The organism is [Clostridium] fimetarium (assembly GCF_900111235.1).
In the GTDB taxonomy this organism is placed as follows: Bacteria; Bacillota; Clostridia; order Lachnospirales; family Lachnospiraceae; genus Clostridium_N; species Clostridium_N fimetarium.
The window spans coordinates 98,642-118,490 of the sequence record NZ_FOJI01000008.1; the positions used below are offsets into that span (position 1 = coordinate 98,642).

The following is a 19,849-nucleotide window of genomic DNA, read 5'->3' on the forward strand; positions in this document are numbered from 1 at the left end:
GCATTATTTAGCATGCCCTAAAACAAGTTCACATTCACGATATCATATCTATCAGATCAAAATCAAAGCTTTGATTTGCCAAAAAAAGTGTTCCAATATTTTCACCATTCAGTATTTTTCTGATATTATCTAAATCATCGCCATTCGTAATAATCATATCTGCGCCAGAATGCGTTGCAATCTTAGCAGCTACTATCTTAGCCGCCATTCCTCCGGTTCCTACATTGCTACCCGATGTTGTTTTGCCCATTGCGGCGAGACTTCCATCAATCACGGATACTTCTTCAATGAATTTTGCATCTTTATTTGTATTGGGATCATCTGTAAATAATCCATCAATATCAGATAATAAAATCAACAAATCTGCTCCAATTATAGAAGAAACAATTGCGGACAATCTATCATTATCACCAAACGATTGTACTTGTTCAATCTCATACGTGGAAACTGTATCATTTTCGTTGACAATTGGGATTACGCCCAAATGCAATAATTCTTTAAAGGTATTTTCTGCGTTAGTACGGCTCACATCATTGAGAATTGTAGTCTTAGTCATTAAAACCTGTGCAGCCACTGTACTATATTCTGCAAATATTTTTTGATATACCATCATCAATTTTGCTTGTCCAACTGCTGCACAAGCTTGTTTTAATGGTAATGCTTCTGGATGGTTATCTAATCCAAGTGTTGCTCTGCCAACAGCAATTGCGCCAGAAGATACTAACACAACATCTTTACCTGAATTCTTTATATCGCAAAGTACTCGAACTAATTTTTCTATTTTGTAAAGATTCAACTTGCCTGTTCCCTCGTGCATTAATGATGACGAACCTATCTTAATTACGATTCTTTTTTTGTTTTTAATTAAATCCCTGTATTTACTCATTTTCAAAATGTACTCCCATAATATATTTTGCAAAATATCTATATACTATTTATTTTACACCAAAACCGTAAAATAGTCACTTATTTTATATATTTTTGTGCTATCTTCTCAGCTGTTTTGATACCATCAATGGCCGCCGATGTAATTCCCCCTGCATATCCAGCACCCTCACCACAAGGAAATAACCCTTTAATGCTACTTTCTCCTAAGTCATTACGAATAATTCTGACTGGACTTGATGTTCTGCTTTCTATACCTGACAACACTGCGTCCTCCATATTATATCCTTTGATTAAATTTCCAAAGTTATCTAATCCTTCGATTATTGTCTGAGAAATATATTCAGGTAAAATATTTCTAATATTAGCAAACTCATATGACCCTTTTATGCAAGGCGTAACCTGACCTAATTTAGTTGAAATTCTATTATCAATAAAATCTGATACCAATTGAACTGGAACACTTCCTTTTCCTTCTTTATATGCTGCGCGCTCAAGTTTTCGCTGGAACTCGATACCAGCTAATGGCCCAATACCATCGAAATCTTGTGGTGTTACCGTAACAATTAATGCGCTATTCGCATTTTTGCTATCTCGTCTAGAGTAGCTCATACCATTAATTGCAAGCATTTCTTTTTCAGATGAAGCATTTACTACATATCCGCCAGGGCACATGCAAAAAGAATATACACCTCTACCTGTTTTTGCTTGATAGGTTACTTTATAATCAGCAACTGGCAGATTCTTATAGGTTGCATCACCATATGTATTGTAATTAATAAATGCTTGTGGGTGCTCAATTCTAAGCCCTACCGCAAATGATTTACTCACCATCTCAATACCGATTTCATGTATCATTGCAAATGTGTCTCTTGCGCTGTGTCCAATTGCCATTACGACTGTATCGCAATCTATTTTTTCAGTTTTTAAATTTTGTTCACTTGTATCTTTCACGTGAATGGATTTTACTTCGTTATTTGGGGCATCAATTCCTTCCAAACATGTATTAAATCTAACTTCTCCACCTAAACTGATGATTTCTTTTCGAATATTTCTAACTATATCACATAAAACATCCGTTCCAATATGTGGCTTATTGTTATAAAGAATAGAAGAATCCGCGCCCGCTTCAACAAATGTTTCAAGCACTTTCGCAATTCTTCCACTTGGATCTTTAATCATGGTATTGAGCTTTCCATCAGAGAATGTACCTGCTCCACCTTCACCAAATTGTACATTAGAGTTGATATTAAGTTCATTTGTGTTCCAGAATTCATTAACGGCCTTCAAGCGTTTCTCCACACATTGACCACGTTCAACTACAATTGGCTTAAGTCCACAGCGAGCCAAAAACAATGCACAAAACATTCCTGCTGGTCCAAACCCAATTATGATTGGTCTCAAGGTATTCTCTTGATTATCAGATATCTGTGTACAAGGAAACGTATATTTATTTTCTGTAGTTAACATAACATTATTATTGTAAACTTTTTTAATTGTTTTATTTTCTAAGCTCTGATTTTTGATTTTGACATTTACTGCATAGACATAAAGAATTTCAGGTTTATGTCTTGCATCAATGGATCTTTTCACAATTTTATATTCAAACTCCAATTCATCACTCAGCTTTAATGAATGTTTGATTGCCTTTCGCATATCATCTTCTGAATGTATTGGTGATAGTTTTAGTTGATTAATTCTAATCATTCTTGCTCTCTTTCTCAATTCAAATATTAATTCCATTTCATATTGCTATCTACTTGCATTAGTGTCTTCTTGCATTGGCGTCTACTTGCATTTCTGACTACTTGCTGGCCGCAAATCCAGCCACGTATCCTGAACTCCATGCCCATTGAAGGTTATATCCTCCGCAAATGCCATCAACATCAACCAATTCTCCAGCAAAATACAAATCACTAACTATTTTGGACTGCATTGTTTTACTATTGATTTCACTCGTTTTTACGCCACCAGAACAAACTTGTGCATTTTCAAATGAATTAAACCCAGTTATAGGTACAACAAATGCTTTTATAATTGATATTATTTTTTCTAAAGGATCTATTTTATTGCTTACAATATCATTAAGATTCACATTCGCACGCTTAAGGACTGCACCTACTAACTTTTTATTCAGTAAACCGGTTAAAAATTGTTCCATTGTCTTATAGCCATCATCTAAAATACGACTTTTTAACATAGTAACCAAATCAGACTCATTTATTAGTGGCAACATATCAATCACAACTTCAGTTTTACGATTTGAATCTACAGCTATAACTGCAAAACGGCTAATTTGAAATACTGGTATTCCAGAAATACCGTAGTCTGTATATTGCACTTCTCCAGTATCTGACGCAACAAGTTCATCATCAACCATTAGTTGTACTTTTCCTTCACTTCGAACGCCAGACATCATCTTACAAAGATTCAAATCTGACTTTAACTGTACTAATGCAGGTAGCGGCTTAACAATCGAATGTCCTAGCGCCTTTGCAAGCTTATAGCCTGAACCATCGGAACCAGACTTCGGTGCAGCATTTGAACCAGTTGCAATAATTAACTTTTTGCATGTAAACTGGCCTTTCGTAGTATTTATCTTAAATAAATCATCTGTTTTTCCTATGTTTATAATATCAATATCCGTATTGATAGAAACTTTTTGGTGTTCTAATTCAAGCCTCAAAACATCTAACACAGAGGATGCCTGTTCTGAATTCGGATAAATATAACCATTTTTACTCTTCGGATATATTCCTAAGCTTTGAAAGAAATCCATCGTATCAGATACACTGAACAAATCAATGATATCCATAACGAAATCTTTATCATCACACAAATAGCAATCCTTTTGTAATGCAGTATTTGTAATATTGCATTTTCCATTACCTGTTTGTAATATCTTTTTTCCAACTCTGTCTGAATGATCAAGAATTCCAGTATTTAAGCCATTTTTTGCAGCGGTGATTGCTGCAATCATACCTGAAGCTCCACCACCTATTACGATACAATCAAAATACATCTAAATCCTCCTAAAAAATCAATATAGCACTAATTATAATGCCTCACGACATTTATCGCAACAAAAATAACCCTTACTTCACAGAAATGGGGCGTGATTCCTATGGAACCCCACCCCATTTCTATATGATATCAGTAATAATTTGACCTATATTTTATTTCTCTAGCTTGTATACGTTTCGAGAAAATTATACAATTCTTTCTGACTACTAATTTTTTTCCCATTTACGATTTCTCTTTGAACTGATTCCGGTAAATTAGATAGTTTGATCGTTGTATTATCATATAACGTGGTCTTGTCCTCTAAATATATCGTAAGATACCCGTTCTCCACAAAAATATAGTATACACTTGGCAAATCCGCTGTACTAAATGATTTACGCACAATCACCTTCTTACTCGAAAACGAAGCCAATTCATATGAAATAATTCCCTGTGCTTTATCTGTAAGCGTAGGCGTAATCATATACGTTCTAAGCTCTTTTATCAATTTTTCTCTGGTATATCCTAGATACTGTAGCGGTGTCGAAATCTTTTCTTCTGTTAAGCTTTTCGTATCAATATTATAGTATTCAATCACATATTCTGTTACATTAGAAATTATTTCTTCGCTGTTGGCATCAACTGCCTGCGTAGGGATGTCATTTACTTTATAATCATTCCCATTATTGGAAAAATATTTAACTGAATAAGCATAGCTGACGAAATATACGCCAACCATTAATATTATAAAAAGGCCTGCAAGATACACTTTTTTCATATCAACTCCTATCTATATGCTCGCGCATACAATCAAGATATAATAAATTATGTGTATATTATCTGCCAATTTTTACAATTTATTCAATTATTTACAAATATTTACCTTCTAATTACTAAAATGAAATACATTAGGTATCAAATCACCGATTCTATATTCTTTCGTTTCTTCCCCTTGTGACAGAACTATGATTCCATCAGCTTGCATAAATTCTGCCATGACCTGTCTGCACATTCCACATGGATATGTAAATTTATCTGAAGATGAGACAATTGCTATTTTCTTGATGTTTTTGTTACCAGCTGCAATTGAAGCATATATAGCAACGCGTTCTGCACACATTGTGGCCCCATATGAAGCATTTTCTATGTTACAGCCTGTATAAATGCTACCCTCATCACTAAGCGCGGCTGCGCCCACTTTAAAGCGTGAATAAGGTGAGTATGAATGAATCATCGCCGTCTTAGCAAGATTAACTAATTTTTCATTTTCCATTGATATTTTCCTGCGTATGCTTGTCCAAATCTTTATTTTCCTGTTTAATGCTTATCTTATCATAATAATATTTGATTACATCTTTCCTTGTAATAATACCCATAAAAAGATTTCTGTCATCTACAACCGGTACAAAGTTTTGAACCATTACTTTAAAAAGCAAATCATCAATTGTAGCGCTTATTTTAACTGGTGGGTTCCAATTTTCTCTCATGATATCTGTAATTTTATATTCTTCATGGTGTTTATTTCCAAAAGATTCCTTATCTAGCATATGCCAAAGAAAATCTCCTTCATTAACGGTTCCAATGTATTCTCCGGACCTATTCAAAACAGGAATTGCTGTATAATAATACGCTTTAATTTTTTCTAATCCTTGTTTTAACGAATCATCACCATATACATATGCCACTGTACTTTTAGGCATTAACAAAAAAAGTATGTTCATTTTTATTTACCTTTCGAAATAATTAATTTTTATTTTATAATTCATAAATTTTAATAATTCAATCATTATTGTATGCTATCAAGAATTTTAACAGAACTTTCGCTCGTTGCTTCGATTTGACAAATCCATGTTTTTCCTTGATTTAATATAATTTCTTTTCCATCTTTATCGTAATATTTTGTTGGACCATATTCAGTACTATTTTTCCATGTAACCGCCTCCGCCTTACCATCTGTAATATAAAGACCTTTGCCTGTTCCTGTTACAATATAATTTGGTGTTCCAGTTGGCCAATATGTACCATTTACATATTTCACAAGAATATTTTTATACTTTAGTTGCTCTCCAGTTTCAGCATCAATTTGCTTAGCACCAAACTGGAACCTATCGTATTGTTTATCTATTTGATCATAAGTGAAATATGGTTTATTATAAACATATCCCGGATAAAATTCAAGGCATGTCTGTCCATTCTCAATTGTAACATCCTTCGTATCGTCATTATCAAATGTAAATGGCTGTTGGTAATTGTCGGGATATACTGTTGGATATCCTTTACTAGCAGCACTTTCCATAATTCCACTCCATGATGTATAAGCATTATGAGGTGCCTCTCTATCAGTAGATCTATAGAAATTGCAATACACCATTCCATCTAAAGAATGCATTAGTTTTTTTTGTAGATATTCTTCTGCATATTCTGAATATCCAAAATGAACATACGTTGCTTCAAATTCTTTTGCAAAGAAAAGATAGTAAGTTCTGCAGCTTCTAACCGGTCCGATTTTCTCTAACATCGTACAATTTTCAAACACTCCACACAGTCTAGTGATTCCACCTTCTACAAGAGATTCAAACACAACATCAGCATAGCTTAATGATGATTGTGGCATTGCTTCAAAGATATTGCTATACATAACCGCTACTGGCGAATTATTAACGGTTGTTGAATCTACCCATAATCCTGAAAGTCTGCTCCTAGCCTGATTCAAATGCAGATCTTGCACTGGCGCTTGTATTTTTGTTTCTATCTCGGTTTCCGTTATATTCTCTACCAATACAGAATCATCTTTATAGTCATCCTTTTTTGAGGAACAACTTACAACCACACTAACTATAATGATTATAATTGTGATTACTAATATACCAATTATAACCATCTTTCCCTTAATTTCTTTAAAATTAAATATTCCCCAATTCATTTTGTCCCCTTTTATTAACGAAATATACCCAAATTGTTTAATACTTCATTCTGCTTTGCTTCCATAATTTCAGCTTCTGCTGGAACCATATGATCATATCCAAACAAATGCATCATACTATGTGCTACCAAAAATGCTAATTCCCGTTTTATAGAATGTCCATATTGTTGCGCTTGTTCAATTACCTTCTCCACCGAAATAACGATATCACCGAGCATTAGCTCTCCCGTGTCCGGGTTGAAATAATCCTCTGATTTGTCTTCAATCCCTTCAAAATCAGAAGGATTTTCATAATCAACCATCGGAAATGATAATACGTCTGTCGGCGAGTCAACCGCCCTATGTTCTTTATTAATTTGATGAATCTCATTATTATCAGTAAGTATTACGTTTACTTCAGCCTCATATGGGCATTTTTCATAATCAATTGATTCATTAATTACTGATTTTATTATATCTTCATACGGTATATTCAATTCGATTTCAGTTTCATATTCAATATTAATAGTCACTTTTACTCCTATGTTAGTTATTAGGCTAACTTTTCCCTAAATACTTTTTTTTGTTACTTTTTTTTGATTTAACTCTTCTGTATTTTCATACTCTTCATAAGCTTTCACTATCTTTTGAACCAACGGATGTCTAACAACATCTTGATTTGTTAATTTCACAAATGCAATGTCCTCTACATTTTGCAATACATTAATTGCCACGTCAAGTCCTGATATTGCATCCTTGGGAAGATCCTTCTGGGTCCTATCACCTGTTATAATCACTTTAGAGCCAAAACCAATACGCGTAAGGAACATCTTCATCTGTGCCGGAGTAGTATTTTGTGCCTCATCCAATATTATAAATGCGTTTTCCAGCGTTCTTCCTCTCATATAAGCTAGTGGTGCAACTTCTATAAGACCTTTTTCCATATTAGCCATAAAATTTTCCGAACCCATAATTTGATAAAGAGCATCATACAAAGGTCGCAAATACGGGTCCACTTTACTTTGCAAATCACCAGGTAAAAACCCTAATTTTTCTCCAGCCTCAATTGCGGGCCTTGTCAATATTAATTTACCAACTTCATTGTTTTTAAATGCATCAATTGCCATTGCCATAGCTAAATATGTCTTTCCTGTTCCAGCTGGACCTATACCAAAGACAATTGTATTGCTTCTAATCATGTCTACATATTGCTTTTGTCCAAGCGTCTTTGGCTTTATAGGTTTTCCCGATATGGTACGACACACAAGATTCTTATCCACTTCAAGAATTGCGTCTTGATTATCTTCAAGAGAAAGTGATAATGCATAATTCACATTCTGCTCAGTAACATTATTGTTTCGTTTTGATAATTCAACTAGATTATGAATCACTGCTGTAGCCCTCTTCGTACTAATTTCAGGTCCTATAACTTTAACATTAGAATCTCTTGCTATTATAGTTACTTTTAGTGTTTTCTCGATTTTCTTAATATACTCATCGAACTGTCCAAAAACATTCTTACTATGTTCCATAGGAATATCTAAAATGCTTTCAACTATACTCATTGGCTGCCTACATCCTTTTCCGGTTCAATCGTTGGTGATATGGTAACATGTTGTGTCATCGCTTCAGTTACATCTATTTGCCCACTCATTACATACTTATCATTTATCACCTCTATTTTAGCATTACTACCTATAATTTGGATACCCTTTTCTTTCAATTTTTTCAAAAAAATCGAATAGTTATTATTCAGTATTTTCCGTGCTTCCTCATCGCTATAATTGCCTTCTGTCATATAATATTCTTGATATACTTTTTCACCGGTTCTAACTGGCAAACAGAAATTATCTGTAAGATGTAAAACCGAATCTTCAGTAAAAACATCGTATTCATCAAACCTTTTAAAACTAATTCCCAACTCTATTTGTTTTCCCCAAACATTGTATGTTCTTTTTGTTATTGTTCTTCCAGTATATGTTTTATATTCATGTTTCAATAAAAGTTCATCATTATATTCATATTTTGTATTTATATATACATCTGCGTCGCTACAAACATAATTATTTTTAATAGGTTCCTTTGCATCATTATATATCACAACTGTCCCGCTAACCAATACCATTCCCTCTGTTACAGAATCACCAACTTTTACTTTTGGAATTCCACTTCGGGTAATGATTTTAGTTACGATGCCACTTTTTGTAGCAATAATATCACTAATTTCATTGCTACTTTTTTTAATAACATCTCCATCATTTTCCTTTATATGAATAATCAACCTAGTTCCACTGATTTCAGCTGATACCCATGTGATATCTGAAAATTCACTTCTTATTTCGCTTTCCAAATCATTACAATTTATTGTTTTCACTAATATTCCTGGCTCAATATTATTTTTATTTAGATAGGTAAGTAACATATTATCCGTGTACATCAAATTACCCTCTATGCTTATGTCCCATACAAAAAGCGACATCCCATACAGCATGATTGCTGATAAAAAAATGCCAATGATGAAAGAATAATGTTTTCTATATTTAAACATAAAAAAAGGGAGACCAAACCTTTTTTTAATAATAAGTTTCATTTTTGTCTTTTTCAATATTTCTTTCAGTGTTTTAAAGTCTTTCGCACTAATGTAGAAAGCATATTTATCTTCTATATTTTGTAAATCCCACGTTTTTATGTCTCTTGCCTTACATAAATTCAAAAATCGTTCTGGCGAATTAGAATCTATGATAACATAAAGATATCCTTTAAAATATCGAAACAACTTGGTCAATTTGCGCTACACCGCCTGACTTTATGAACTATTATAATTCTATACATTTTATAATACCTGTTATATGTATTTCTTCTGAATTGAAATAATCAATAACAAGGCGGCTTCCTGTTATCTTGATCGGGCCTTTTTTTGTCATAAGTTTTACGCAGTCACAGTTGTATTCCATTATAGACTTGAAATTTTCAATATGAACCTCACAATTTCCAGTTGCAGTAATTACAGGCATCCCAAGTACAACATCCTTGGGAAGATTAAGTGCATTTACAATTCCCATTAAGCCGCACCCCTATATACTCTTACATAAATATATTCATTACTATTTTAAAATATGTATTGGTATTTACCATATGGCTATTCGCCATATCTATCTTCAATTTCTTCTTCTAACATTTTCAACTGCTGCGCATATTGACGGAACTCATTATTTCTTTCACTATTAAGCAAATTTTTCTTGTAGCACATTTGATGTTCCATACTTGCCCACAAATCCATTGCCATTGTACGAAATTGTACTTCAACGGGGAAATATTCTTTCCCATTTACATAATATACAGGTACGCCAAAAACAATATGGTAACTACGATAACCATTTGGCTTAGGTTCATTGATATAATTGCATTCTTTTATTACAATTAAATCACTTTGCTTTTTTAGAATTTCTACAATCGCATAAATATTTTGAATAAAATAGCAAATAACTCTTATTCCAGCAATGTCATTCAATTCATTTTTTATATTATCTACAGTAACTTGTATTTTTTTTCTTATTAATTTATCTTGAATACTTTCCTTCGTTTTTATACGACTTTGAATATGATGGATTGGTTCACTATGATAAGTAAGTTTATAATCTAATATTAATGTGTCTAAACGTGTTGAAATATTTTTATTTGCTTCTCCATATGGTTGAATTAATTGTATATAGTCCATACCTGTAAATTGATTTTTAAATATCTTCTCCACTATGTTCCTCCAACTAATCTGTAGTCATATTTATATTATATATGCTTTAGCATGACACAATCTCTAGTCTGTTTATGAATGTGTTTTTAAATACATAATAATTTTACAATATATTTGCAAACTAACTGTGATTTACTTGTGAAATAATGATGAATTTATATTTTCCTGCAAATGAAAAATAACCGATGCATATGCACCGGTTATTATAATTAAATTAATTAAATTTACGTTTTCTTGCTGCTTCAGACTTTTTCTTACGTTTAACACTTGGTTTTTCGTAATGTTCTCTTTTACGGATTTCCTGTTGGATACCAGCTTTTGCACAGTTTCTTTTGAATCTGCGTAAAGCACTATCTAAAGTTTCATTATCTTTAACGATAACATTTGACATATTAACCTAACCACCCTTCTGTTGCAGATTGTGCACAACAATACATCGGGTATTAATTTATTGCACATAGAAGATTATAGCATATTTTAAACATTCGTCAACTACTTTTTTACAAAAAATGACCAATTCATATACTTTTGATACAATAAATATATAATAAAATACCTTTTAATTATGCTCTTCCTATATCATATTTAAAAATATGAAATTTTATATCTAAATTTTTATAATTGTAATGCTAAAACTTCTGACGCTTTAGAAAGCATTTCATCAATTCCAGCTGCATTCTTTCCACCTGCTTGAGCCATATTAGGACGACCGCCGCCACCGCCTCCAACAATTGAAGCGATACCTTTAATCAGATTCCCTGCATGCGCTCCCTTGGCGATAACATCGTCTGTGGCCATTGCAATAATATTTACTTTATCATTTCCTTGTGAGGATGCCAATAGGATTACACCTGAGCTAATCTTGTCTTTCAACTGATCGCCCAAAGTTCTAAGTGAATTCATATCCACATCAGCTAACTTAGTCGCCAAAAACTTAACACCTTTTATTTCCTGAACATCAGCTAATACATCACCTAGTGACTCTTTCGCTATCTTGTTCCTCAGTTTTTCGTTTTCACTTTGGAGTGCTTTGATTTCTTCATTCATTGATGTAATCTTTTTAATCAGCTGAATAGGCTCTGTTTTAGCAGCCTTAGAAGCCTCATGGAGTTTGTTTTCAATATCTTTATAGTAGTTGATAACACCATTACCTGTTAAAGCTTCGATTCTTCTTACTCCTGCAGCAATACCTGTCTCAGAAACAATCTTAAACAACATAATAGTACTTGTATTAGCAACATGAGTACCACCACAAAGTTCAGTCGAGAACTCTCCCATTTTAACAACACGTACTTTATCGGTATATTTTTCACCAAATAAAGCCATCGCTCCAGTTTTCTTTGCTTCATCCAAATCCATAACGTCTGTTACAACAGGAAGTGCTTTCATAATATTTTCATTTACAATATCTTCTACTTTGGCTATTTCGTCAAGTGTAAGACTTTGGAAATGAGTAAAATCGAATCGTAATCTATCAGTAGAAACATATGAACCAGCCTGTTCAACATGTGTACCAAGTACCATTCTTAGCGCTTTTTGAAGTAAATGTGTTGCACTATGATTTTTGTTCGTATCTAATCTTTTAGCAGTGCAAACTTCCAACGTAACTTTATCACCAGACTTAATCATACCTTGGGTTACTTTACCAACGTGACCTATTTTTCCGCCTTTTAACTTGATTGTGTCTGATACTTCAAATGTACCATCGGCTGAAACAATAAATCCAGTGTCACCCTCCTGACCACCCATAGTTGCATAGAAAGGAGTTTTGTCAACAATAATTGTACCAACATCACCATCAGATAATCCTTGAACAATCTCAGTTTCAGAAGTGAGTACTGAGATAACTGATTCAAGTTCGAGTTTATTATATCCGTCAAATTCACTTGTCACTGAAGAATCGATATCATCATACACCGTTTCATCAGCACCCATGTAATTTGTAGTTTTTCTTGCATTTCTAGCCATTTGGCGTTGTTCATTCATCGCAGACTTGAAACCATCTTCATCTATAGATATACCTTTTTCTTCAAGAATCTCTCGTGTTAAATCAAGAGGGAATCCGTATGTATCATAAAGTTTAAATGCATCAGCACCTGATAATACTTTTTCGCCCTTTTCAGACATAGCTTCTTGTAATTCAGCTAAAATGCTAAGGCCTTGGTCAATTGTGTTATTAAACTTTTCTTCTTCTTCTGTCAGTACTTTGAAGATAAATTCTTTTTTGTCCTCTAATTCTGGATATCCGTCTTTTGATTCCGTAATTACAGTACTACAAAGTTTTGAAAGAAACTTTCCTTCAATTCCAAGTAACCTACCATGTCTAGCAGCTCGTCTCAAAAGTCTTCTTAAAACGTAACCTCTTCCTTCATTGGAAGGCATAATACCATCTGATACCATAAATGTCACAGAACGAATATGATCTGTAATCAAACGAATTGAAACATCCGTCTTTAGAATCATACCATATTGCGCGTTTGCCAGCTTACATACTTCATTTCTAACCGCTTGAAGAGTATCTATATCAAAAATCGAGTCAACATTTTGAACAGCTACTGCAAGTCTTTCAAGACCCATACCTGTATCGATATTCTTTTGAATCAATTCTGTATAATTACCTTTGCCATCACTATTAAACTGCGTAAATACATTATTCCAGATTTCCATATATCTGTCACACTCACAGCCTACTGTACAACCTGGTTCGCCGCAGCCGTACTTTTCACCTCTGTCATAATATATCTCTGAACACGGGCCACAAGGGCCTGCGCCATGTTCCCAGAAGTTATCTGCTTTGCCCATTCTAAATATTCTTTCAGGAGCAATACCGATTTCTTTATTCCATATTTCAAAGGCTTCATCATCTTCTTCGTAAACGCTTGGATAAAGCCTGTCAGCCTCTAATCCCACAACCTCTGTCAAAAATTCCCAAGACCAATGTATCGCCTCTGTTTTAAAGTAATCACCAAAAGAGAAATTTCCGAGCATTTCAAAAAATGTACCATGCCTTGCTGTCTTTCCTACATTTTCAATGTCACCTGTTCTGATACACTTCTGACAAGTTGTTACTCTATTACGAGGTGGAATCTCTTGGCCTGTAAAATAAGGCTTAAGTGGTGCCATTCCAGAATTAATTATCAATAAGCTGTTGTCATTATGTGGAACAAGCGAAAAGCTATTCATCTTAAGATGATCTTTGCTTTCAAAAAATTCCAAGAACATTTTTCTTAGTTCATTAACACCATAGTTCTTCAATGCTTTGTAACCTCCTATATTTTCAGCATTTTCTGCTTATATTTAAAAACGTCTTTATGATATTATCATACTAAATTCTACATTTCAACCAAATTCCCTAATTTTCTACGACCTCAAGAAGCAAAACGCCTAGTTTTCTTCGCGTTCACCAATCAAACTACCTAGTTTTCTACGCCTTCATCAATCAAACTACCTAGTTTTCTACGCCTTCATCAATCAAAAGATTATCTCCATCAGCAGCCGTTGTCGCTAAAAGATCACATCTTTCATTCATCTCATGACCTGCATGACCTTTTACCCAATTAAAATTCACATTATGAATCTCTTTTGCTTTCAAAAGTCTCTGCCATAAATCTACATTCTTAACCGGTTCATTCTTACCGCGTTTCCAACCTTTTTTTATCCAGCCATCAATCCACTTTTGATTAAATGCGTCCGTTACATACTTAGAATCCGAATACAACTCAACTTCACATGCTTTCGTAAGTCCCTCAAGGCCTGCAATTACAGCCATCAATTCCATTCGGTTATTAGTTGTTTTCTTAAATCCCCCACTAAACTCTCTCGTATGAAGTTCCCCATTCCCATCCCAAAAATGCAACACAGTTCCATATCCCCCCGGCCCATTAGGATTCCCCCTAGCCGCCCCATCCGTATATATATCCACTTTCACACAAAATCCTCCTAACATTATGAATTTAATTCATTATTCATTATTTGCTTATCTTATCTATTACTTGTTTATTATTTGTTTGTTTATTATTTGTTTGTTTATTATCTGTTTGTTTATCTGTTTGTTTTTAGTTTTTAGTTTTTAGTTTTTGGCTTTTGGCTTTTGGCTTTTAGCTTTTGCCTTTTAGCTTTTGCCTTTTTCCTTTTTTACTTTAATATTGATTAAACATACCCGCCTAAAATGATTACTTTGCTTATGCAGTATAATCTGACGGTATGATAAGTTACTTATGCATTCATTTTTGTGCGTCAATATAAAAGGTTCGCTGTCTGACGAACGAAGTGAGGAGTTCGAACTTTTTATATTGGCTTTCGCACAAAAATGAATACATTAGTAACTTACATACAAGGAGGTTATACAGCATAATCAAAGTAATCATTTTAGGCTCTAAGCTTTTATTCTATATTACCCCACTTGCCATCCCTACTAAATGCCTCAGCCATCCTTTCAGAAGTCTGAATGATCTTCTTGTCATACCCAATAATTCCAAGCAACTTAATCGCGTTTCTTGATGTAGCACGTCCTTTAAATAACTTATAATTAAACAATATGTCATCATCCGAAACTTCTTCTTCGAAATGATAATTACTATAATATTTTTCAAGTATCGATGTCAACTCAATATCATGTGTTGCCGCAAAAGTCATAACATTACAGTTTGTAAAACTATACAAAATCTGTGATGAGGCAGCAATACGCTCTACCGTATTCGTTCCTCTAAGCACCTCATCCACGAAACATAGCACTGGAATATCGCTTAAATTCATAACATCCAGAATTCTCTTGAGTGCTTTAATCTCAACAATATAATAGCTTTCACTACTTCCTAAATCATCTTGAAGTGCCATAGATGAATAGATTCTAAAATAATTGGCTTTATACCCCTTTGATGGACTCGTATATATTGTCTGTGACAAAATTGCATTGATTGCAATTGTCTTTAAAAATGTTGACTTTCCGGATGCATTTGAACCTGTTAAAAGTATAGACCTACTCTCACTCATAGAATTTGTGACAGGATCACTAATAAGTGGATGATATACATCTGTAACATCAATCTTAAGGTTTTCATTTTTACTTAGATTAGGGGTTGTCCAATAAGGTAATAATTCTCTAAATGAGGCAATTGAAATAGTAGCCTCAATTTTTCCAAGCGATTCAACTAGCGCATATATATCTTCTATGTGATTGTTTAACTTCTTCACCATTTGATTAAATTTAACCAAATCTAAATGTGTAATCATTCTTACATAATCCAAAATAATCTCTGGAAGGGAACCATCCGCTGCGCCCGAGCTTAGAATGGATGAATTCTTGACAATCGTATCGAAAGTTTTTTCGAGTGCTTTAAATTCTTGATTATACTCACTTAATTCAGGTATATCAAGTTTTTCTAATTCTTTTGCACACGATACCATATTTACAATATGCTTTACACATATAAAATAACGGTCAACTTTACTTTTATATTTGTAATAACTGATAATACACAGACCAGTTGCTGCAATAATTGCTAATACACCCAACTGCGCATTCAATAAAAAGCAATATAATACTGATGCAGAAAAAATAACATTACAAAGATAATGAAATATATTTTTCCCAGGCACAAGATTGACAATCATATCTACATAATCAGTGACAGATATTCCACTTGCATATCCTAAATGTAAATATTTTCTCTGAACGTCCAGTCTTTCTTTTTCATGAGTTCGAAAGAACTCTGCAAGTCTATGTCTTTCTAATAATTGCTTGGAATCTTTTTCTGGTTTTCTAAGTATTTTGTATAAATATTCTCGTCCTACTGAAGAATGTGTATTGTTCATCATCATAAATATTCGATCCATATCTAAATCATTCCATGTGATGTCATCAACCACATTACTATCCGACTCACCACCTCTAAAATAATGTGATATATTTTCAAATTCATCATATGATAGATCTTTGTTTGGTTCTTTTCCCCAGCTATTCCTCAGCATATTCGTAATTCTGATTTTTGTTTTTCTAGTTGTATCAATATACATAAATATAAGTATTGTAAATACCACTACCATAAATATTACCCATTGCGTACTATCCATAAATCCCTCCGTGCTTTTATAATTTTAGCCATTAATGTCCATATTATAACATAATTTAACTGATAGGTAAATTATATTTTAGACACTATAACAAGCACTATTGTTCCATATAAAAATGACCTATTGACTAAATTCAACTTGTCAATAGGTCATAATCAAAGGCTCTCACCTCTTACTTTTTATTGGAACAATGAAATTACCAAAGTAGCTGATAATCCAAATAAGATAACAATTGTAATCCATGAAATTATATTTGAAATTGGTTTGTTTACATACTTTCCCATAACTTCTTTTTTATTAATAATATTAATCATACAAAGAAGTACCACCGGAAGCAGAATGCCGTTAATCCTCTGGGACCACAAGGATATTTGAATAAGTGGAGCATTTGGTATTAAAATAATACCAGCTGATATAACAATAATACTGGTGTATAGCCAATAAAACTGAGGTGCCTCATCCCATTTTTTATCAATTCCTGCCTCAAATCCAAATGCTTCACAAACATAAAAAGCAGTTGCAACTGGTAGAATAACTGATGCAAATATAGAAGCAATGAAAAGTCCAAATGCAAATACTTGCGAAGCCAAAGCGCCCGCCAAAGGTGCCAAAGCTGCTGCCGCATCACTTGCATCATTGATTTGTGTCCCACTTACATTTAATGTAGAGGCACATGATATCATTATAAAAAAGGCAACAACAATTGTACAAATGCAACCTACAAAGACATCCAAAACAGAAAATTTCAAATCTTTTATCTGGAGGCGCTTTTCAATCACCGCCGATTGCATATAAAATTGCATCCAGGGAGCAATTGTCGTACCAATCAGACCAATCACCGTTGAGATATATAAAAAATTCGTTTCTATATCAGGTTTAATGATAGATTTTCCGACTGCGTTCCAATCCGGTTTTCCCATAAGTGCTGCAACCACATATACCAATAGACATAAACTAAAAAATAGAAAAATTCTTTCTGCCATTCGGTATGTCCCTTTTACAACCATAACCCATACCCCAATTGCAACAAGCGGGACAGATATATATTTACTAACATGAAAAATCGCCATACTTCCTGCAACACCACTAAATTCAGTCATAGTATTTAAGATATCTGCACCTAGTAAGAACACGAATATAAAAAACGTAATCTTTACGCCCATATTCTCGCGGATAAGATCAGCCAGACCTTTACCTGTTACAATACCCATTCTTGCATTCATTTCCTGTGTAACGAATAAAACAACAAAAGCTGGAATTAGGGTCCATAGAAGTTTATAACCAAATATCGCTCCTGCGACTGAGTAAGTTGTAATTCCACCAACATCGTTATCCACACTACCAGTAATAATACCAGGACCTAGAATCGCCATAAATAGTGCTAGGTTCTTCCAAAAGCTTTTCTTTTTTACAGTATTTTCAACATTTGCTAACATTCTTAATCACCTCGGTCTTTTATATCCTTCTTCTTGTTGCTCTTAGTAAGTTATAGACAATATCATCAATAACAACCATACCCATCATGATTTTGTCCTTATCGACTACTGGAACAGCAAGTAAGTTATATTTAGAAATTATCTCGGCGATAGAATCTACGTTATCAGTATCTATAACATAAATAGGTCTTTCGCTCATAATTTCGCTTAATGTAGTTTGGGGTTGCGAAACAATGATGTCTCTTAATGATACCGTTGCAACAAACCTTTCTGTCTCATCTACAATGTATAAATAGTAGATAATATCTGATTCTGGCTTGATTTTTCTAAGTTCCATAATCGTTTTTTCAACTGTCATATATTTACTAAATGCTATAAAATCAGTAGTCATTAGGCTTCCGATTTCATTCTCATCATATTTCAAAAGTTCTCTTACATCATCAGAAGCTTCGCTTTCCATCTCTGATAGCAGTTCTTCAACTTTATCCTTCTCCATCTCATCAAAAATATCCGCTACTTCATCCGCAGGCATCTTTTCAAGGACATCAGCTGCTTTTTCAATGGACATACTTTCAATGACATGTATCTGTGCATTGGTTTCTAATTCCTCCAATACATCTGCTGCTTTCTCTTCATCAAAAGAGGCAAAAACTTCAATCTGCATTTTAGCATCCATATCTTCAATAATATCTGCAAGATCTGAAACATGAAGTGTTGAGAGCTTTGAATAAGGAGAAGAAAGCTTTATACCTGCATGACCAAAATCAATCGTTTCTACTTCATCCCAAAGAATCAGTTTGTTTGGTACATTCACTTTGAAAATATCAAAAAACATCTTGACTGGTTTTGCTACCCCTAGTCTTCTAAGTAGACCCTCTAAACCTACATCAACAGCTACTACAAAAATACCGGTTCCCAAGATAGCTAGTCGCAAGTCATTGACTCTTACAAGTTTTCGACCATCAATATCAACCAACTGTCGATCTAAAACATTATTCTTTAAAAACAAAGTGTTTTCTTTCGAATCTTTTAATATATTATTTTCGTTATTGCATTGAAATGCATATTGATTTTTGATTTTTATGATTTTACAGTCTGCAAAGTCTAATATTTTTGATTTGTTACCGGTTTTTAACTTTATTGCTACTACCTGTGGTTTTAGAGATTGAACATCCACTAAGATATCCTGCACTTTACCAATTACTTGGTCGGACTTGGAGAATACTTTTCTACCTAGAACTCTACTAAGATAAAAATTTGTTACATCCAACATGATCTATTCCTCCTTTTATTGAGGAAATGTGTATTTATTAAGCATAAATTAATCATAGATCAATAAATAACGTAACTATCAATTGAAACCTAATAAATACACATTTCCTTAAAATTTTAATTTTATTTGAACCATCCGTTTATTCGGGTCGCCGTCCATTGATTACCATCTCCCTTCATTTTGTTTCAATTCTAAATACAGATAAATTATATCGGATATGTACGTTAATCTGAGTGCGTTTTATTGATTATCACCATATTTTAACGAAAAAAATCCCTTACCAAAAAAATCAGCAAGGGATATAAATTCGAACAAAAAGTACACATACATAAAATACATATCCGTTCAAGTTTTAGCATCGCAGGGCGGTGAAATTGCATTAGATTATGCCTTGTATCGACATGATCTGCTGACCAACTTATAGTGTCTCCACTATTTCGCGGTAGCAATCCGTATCCCTGCGGTAGCCTCACCTACCGTATTTATTCAATTCTTATTTAAACAGTATCACTTGCTAACTGATATGT

General features: G+C 33.5%; 18 protein-coding genes and 1 riboswitch. All 18 genes read right to left on the bottom strand.

The window, feature by feature from the left end:
• Window positions 1-34: 34 nt before the first annotated feature.
• The 18 genes from proB to BMY18_RS11355 all read right to left on the bottom strand — a co-directional run bounded on the left by proB (window position 35) and on the right by BMY18_RS11355 (window position 19,322).
• Entirely contained in the window at window positions 35-886 is an 852-nt protein-coding gene (proB, locus tag BMY18_RS11270) for a glutamate 5-kinase (RefSeq protein WP_092454057.1), read from the bottom strand.
• 80 nt (window positions 887-966) lie between these two features.
• Window positions 967-2,592 carry an NAD(P)/FAD-dependent oxidoreductase gene (locus tag BMY18_RS11275; RefSeq protein WP_092454059.1) on the bottom strand — a complete coding sequence of 542 codons (1,626 nt, stop codon included), beginning with the start codon at window positions 2,590-2,592 and terminating at the stop codon, window positions 967-969.
• 97 nt (window positions 2,593-2,689) lie between these two features.
• Window positions 2,690-3,907: a BaiN/RdsA family NAD(P)/FAD-dependent oxidoreductase gene (locus BMY18_RS11280; RefSeq protein WP_092454061.1), complete on the bottom strand. Its 1,218-nt coding sequence runs from the start codon at window positions 3,905-3,907 to the stop codon at window positions 2,690-2,692.
• Window positions 3,908-4,069: 162 nt separating this feature from the next.
• Window positions 4,070-4,666, bottom strand: coding sequence for a hypothetical protein (locus BMY18_RS11285; protein WP_092454063.1), 597 nt, complete (start codon window positions 4,664-4,666; stop codon window positions 4,070-4,072).
• 108 nt (window positions 4,667-4,774) lie between these two features.
• Complete coding sequence (locus tag BMY18_RS11290; protein WP_092454065.1) at window positions 4,775-5,161, bottom strand: cytidine deaminase; 387 nt, start codon at window positions 5,159-5,161, stop codon at window positions 4,775-4,777.
• Window positions 5,151-5,609: a CBS domain-containing protein gene (locus BMY18_RS11295; RefSeq protein WP_092454067.1), complete on the bottom strand. Its 459-nt coding sequence runs from the start codon at window positions 5,607-5,609 to the stop codon at window positions 5,151-5,153. The genes BMY18_RS11290 and BMY18_RS11295 overlap by 11 nt, the downstream gene beginning before the upstream one ends.
• Window positions 5,610-5,674: 65 nt before the next feature.
• A complete protein-coding gene (locus BMY18_RS11300) occupies window positions 5,675-6,811 on the bottom strand; it encodes a DUF3048 domain-containing protein (RefSeq protein WP_092454069.1) in 1,137 nt (378 codons plus the stop codon).
• A 14-nt stretch (window positions 6,812-6,825) separates the two neighbouring features.
• Window positions 6,826-7,323 carry an rRNA maturation RNase YbeY gene (gene ybeY / locus BMY18_RS11305; protein WP_092454071.1) on the bottom strand — a complete coding sequence of 166 codons (498 nt, stop codon included), beginning with the start codon at window positions 7,321-7,323 and terminating at the stop codon, window positions 6,826-6,828.
• Between the two features lie 36 nt (window positions 7,324-7,359).
• Window positions 7,360-8,355: a PhoH family protein gene (locus BMY18_RS11310; protein ID WP_092454073.1), complete on the bottom strand. Its 996-nt coding sequence runs from the start codon at window positions 8,353-8,355 to the stop codon at window positions 7,360-7,362.
• A complete protein-coding gene (locus tag BMY18_RS11315) occupies window positions 8,352-9,575 on the bottom strand; it encodes a sporulation protein YqfD (RefSeq protein ID WP_092454075.1) in 1,224 nt (407 codons plus the stop codon). Before BMY18_RS11315 ends, BMY18_RS11310 begins: the two co-directional genes overlap by 4 nt.
• Window positions 9,576-9,606: 31 nt before the next feature.
• Window positions 9,607-9,852: a YabP/YqfC family sporulation protein gene (locus BMY18_RS11320; RefSeq protein WP_092454077.1), complete on the bottom strand. Its 246-nt coding sequence runs from the start codon at window positions 9,850-9,852 to the stop codon at window positions 9,607-9,609.
• A gap of 77 nt (window positions 9,853-9,929) precedes the next feature.
• Window positions 9,930-10,541: a GTP pyrophosphokinase gene (locus BMY18_RS11325; protein ID WP_330385976.1), complete on the bottom strand. Its 612-nt coding sequence runs from the start codon at window positions 10,539-10,541 to the stop codon at window positions 9,930-9,932.
• 214 nt (window positions 10,542-10,755) lie between these two features.
• Entirely contained in the window at window positions 10,756-10,932 is a 177-nt protein-coding gene (gene rpsU, locus BMY18_RS11330) for a 30S ribosomal protein S21 (RefSeq protein WP_091229026.1), read from the bottom strand.
• Window positions 10,933-11,156: 224 nt separating this feature from the next.
• Window positions 11,157-13,796, bottom strand: a complete 2,640-nt coding sequence (alaS, locus tag BMY18_RS11335; RefSeq protein ID WP_092454079.1) for an alanine--tRNA ligase — start codon at window positions 13,794-13,796, stop codon at window positions 11,157-11,159.
• Between the two features lie 193 nt (window positions 13,797-13,989).
• On the bottom strand, window positions 13,990-14,469 hold the full coding sequence (gene rnhA / locus BMY18_RS11340) for a ribonuclease HI (protein ID WP_092454081.1): 480 nt from the start codon (window positions 14,467-14,469) through the stop codon (window positions 13,990-13,992).
• 455 nt (window positions 14,470-14,924) lie between these two features.
• Window positions 14,925-16,613, bottom strand: coding sequence for a MutS-related protein (locus BMY18_RS11345; RefSeq protein ID WP_092454083.1), 1,689 nt, complete (start codon window positions 16,611-16,613; stop codon window positions 14,925-14,927).
• A 179-nt stretch (window positions 16,614-16,792) separates the two neighbouring features.
• Window positions 16,793-18,049: an Nramp family divalent metal transporter gene (locus tag BMY18_RS11350; protein WP_092454086.1), complete on the bottom strand. Its 1,257-nt coding sequence runs from the start codon at window positions 18,047-18,049 to the stop codon at window positions 16,793-16,795.
• A 19-nt stretch (window positions 18,050-18,068) separates the two neighbouring features.
• Window positions 18,069-19,322 carry a magnesium transporter MgtE N-terminal domain-containing protein gene (locus tag BMY18_RS11355; RefSeq protein ID WP_092454088.1) on the bottom strand — a complete coding sequence of 418 codons (1,254 nt, stop codon included), beginning with the start codon at window positions 19,320-19,322 and terminating at the stop codon, window positions 18,069-18,071.
• 327 nt (window positions 19,323-19,649) lie between these two features.
• Window positions 19,650-19,810: riboswitch (M-box (ykoK) riboswitch) on the bottom strand.
• Between the last annotated feature and the right edge of the window lie 39 nt (window positions 19,811-19,849).

Coding starts and splice junctions, on each gene's coding strand:
- rpsU (WP_091229026.1), bottom strand. CDS start 10,932: ATGTCAAATGTTATCGTTAAAGATAATGAAACTTTAGATAGTGCTTTA.
- BMY18_RS11300 (WP_092454069.1), bottom strand. CDS start 6,811: ATGAATTGGGGAATATTTAATTTTAAAGAAATTAAGGGAAAGATGGTT.
- BMY18_RS11290 (WP_092454065.1), bottom strand. CDS start 5,161: ATGGAAAATGAAAAATTAGTTAATCTTGCTAAGACGGCGATGATTCAT.
- BMY18_RS11285 (WP_092454063.1), bottom strand. CDS start 4,666: ATGAAAAAAGTGTATCTTGCAGGCCTTTTTATAATATTAATGGTTGGC.
- BMY18_RS11275 (WP_092454059.1), bottom strand. CDS start 2,592: ATGATTAGAATTAATCAACTAAAACTATCACCAATACATTCAGAAGAT.
- BMY18_RS11295 (WP_092454067.1), bottom strand. CDS start 5,609: ATGAACATACTTTTTTTGTTAATGCCTAAAAGTACAGTGGCATATGTA.
- proB (WP_092454057.1), bottom strand. CDS start 886: ATGAGTAAATACAGGGATTTAATTAAAAACAAAAAAAGAATCGTAATT.
- BMY18_RS11355 (WP_092454088.1), bottom strand. CDS start 19,322: ATGTTGGATGTAACAAATTTTTATCTTAGTAGAGTTCTAGGTAGAAAA.
- BMY18_RS11280 (WP_092454061.1), bottom strand. CDS start 3,907: ATGTATTTTGATTGTATCGTAATAGGTGGTGGAGCTTCAGGTATGATT.
- BMY18_RS11350 (WP_092454086.1), bottom strand. CDS start 18,049: ATGTTAGCAAATGTTGAAAATACTGTAAAAAAGAAAAGCTTTTGGAAG.
- BMY18_RS11310 (WP_092454073.1), bottom strand. CDS start 8,355: ATGAGTATAGTTGAAAGCATTTTAGATATTCCTATGGAACATAGTAAG.
- BMY18_RS11345 (WP_092454083.1), bottom strand. CDS start 16,613: ATGGATAGTACGCAATGGGTAATATTTATGGTAGTGGTATTTACAATA.
- BMY18_RS11320 (WP_092454077.1), bottom strand. CDS start 9,852: ATGGGAATTGTAAATGCACTTAATCTTCCCAAGGATGTTGTACTTGGG.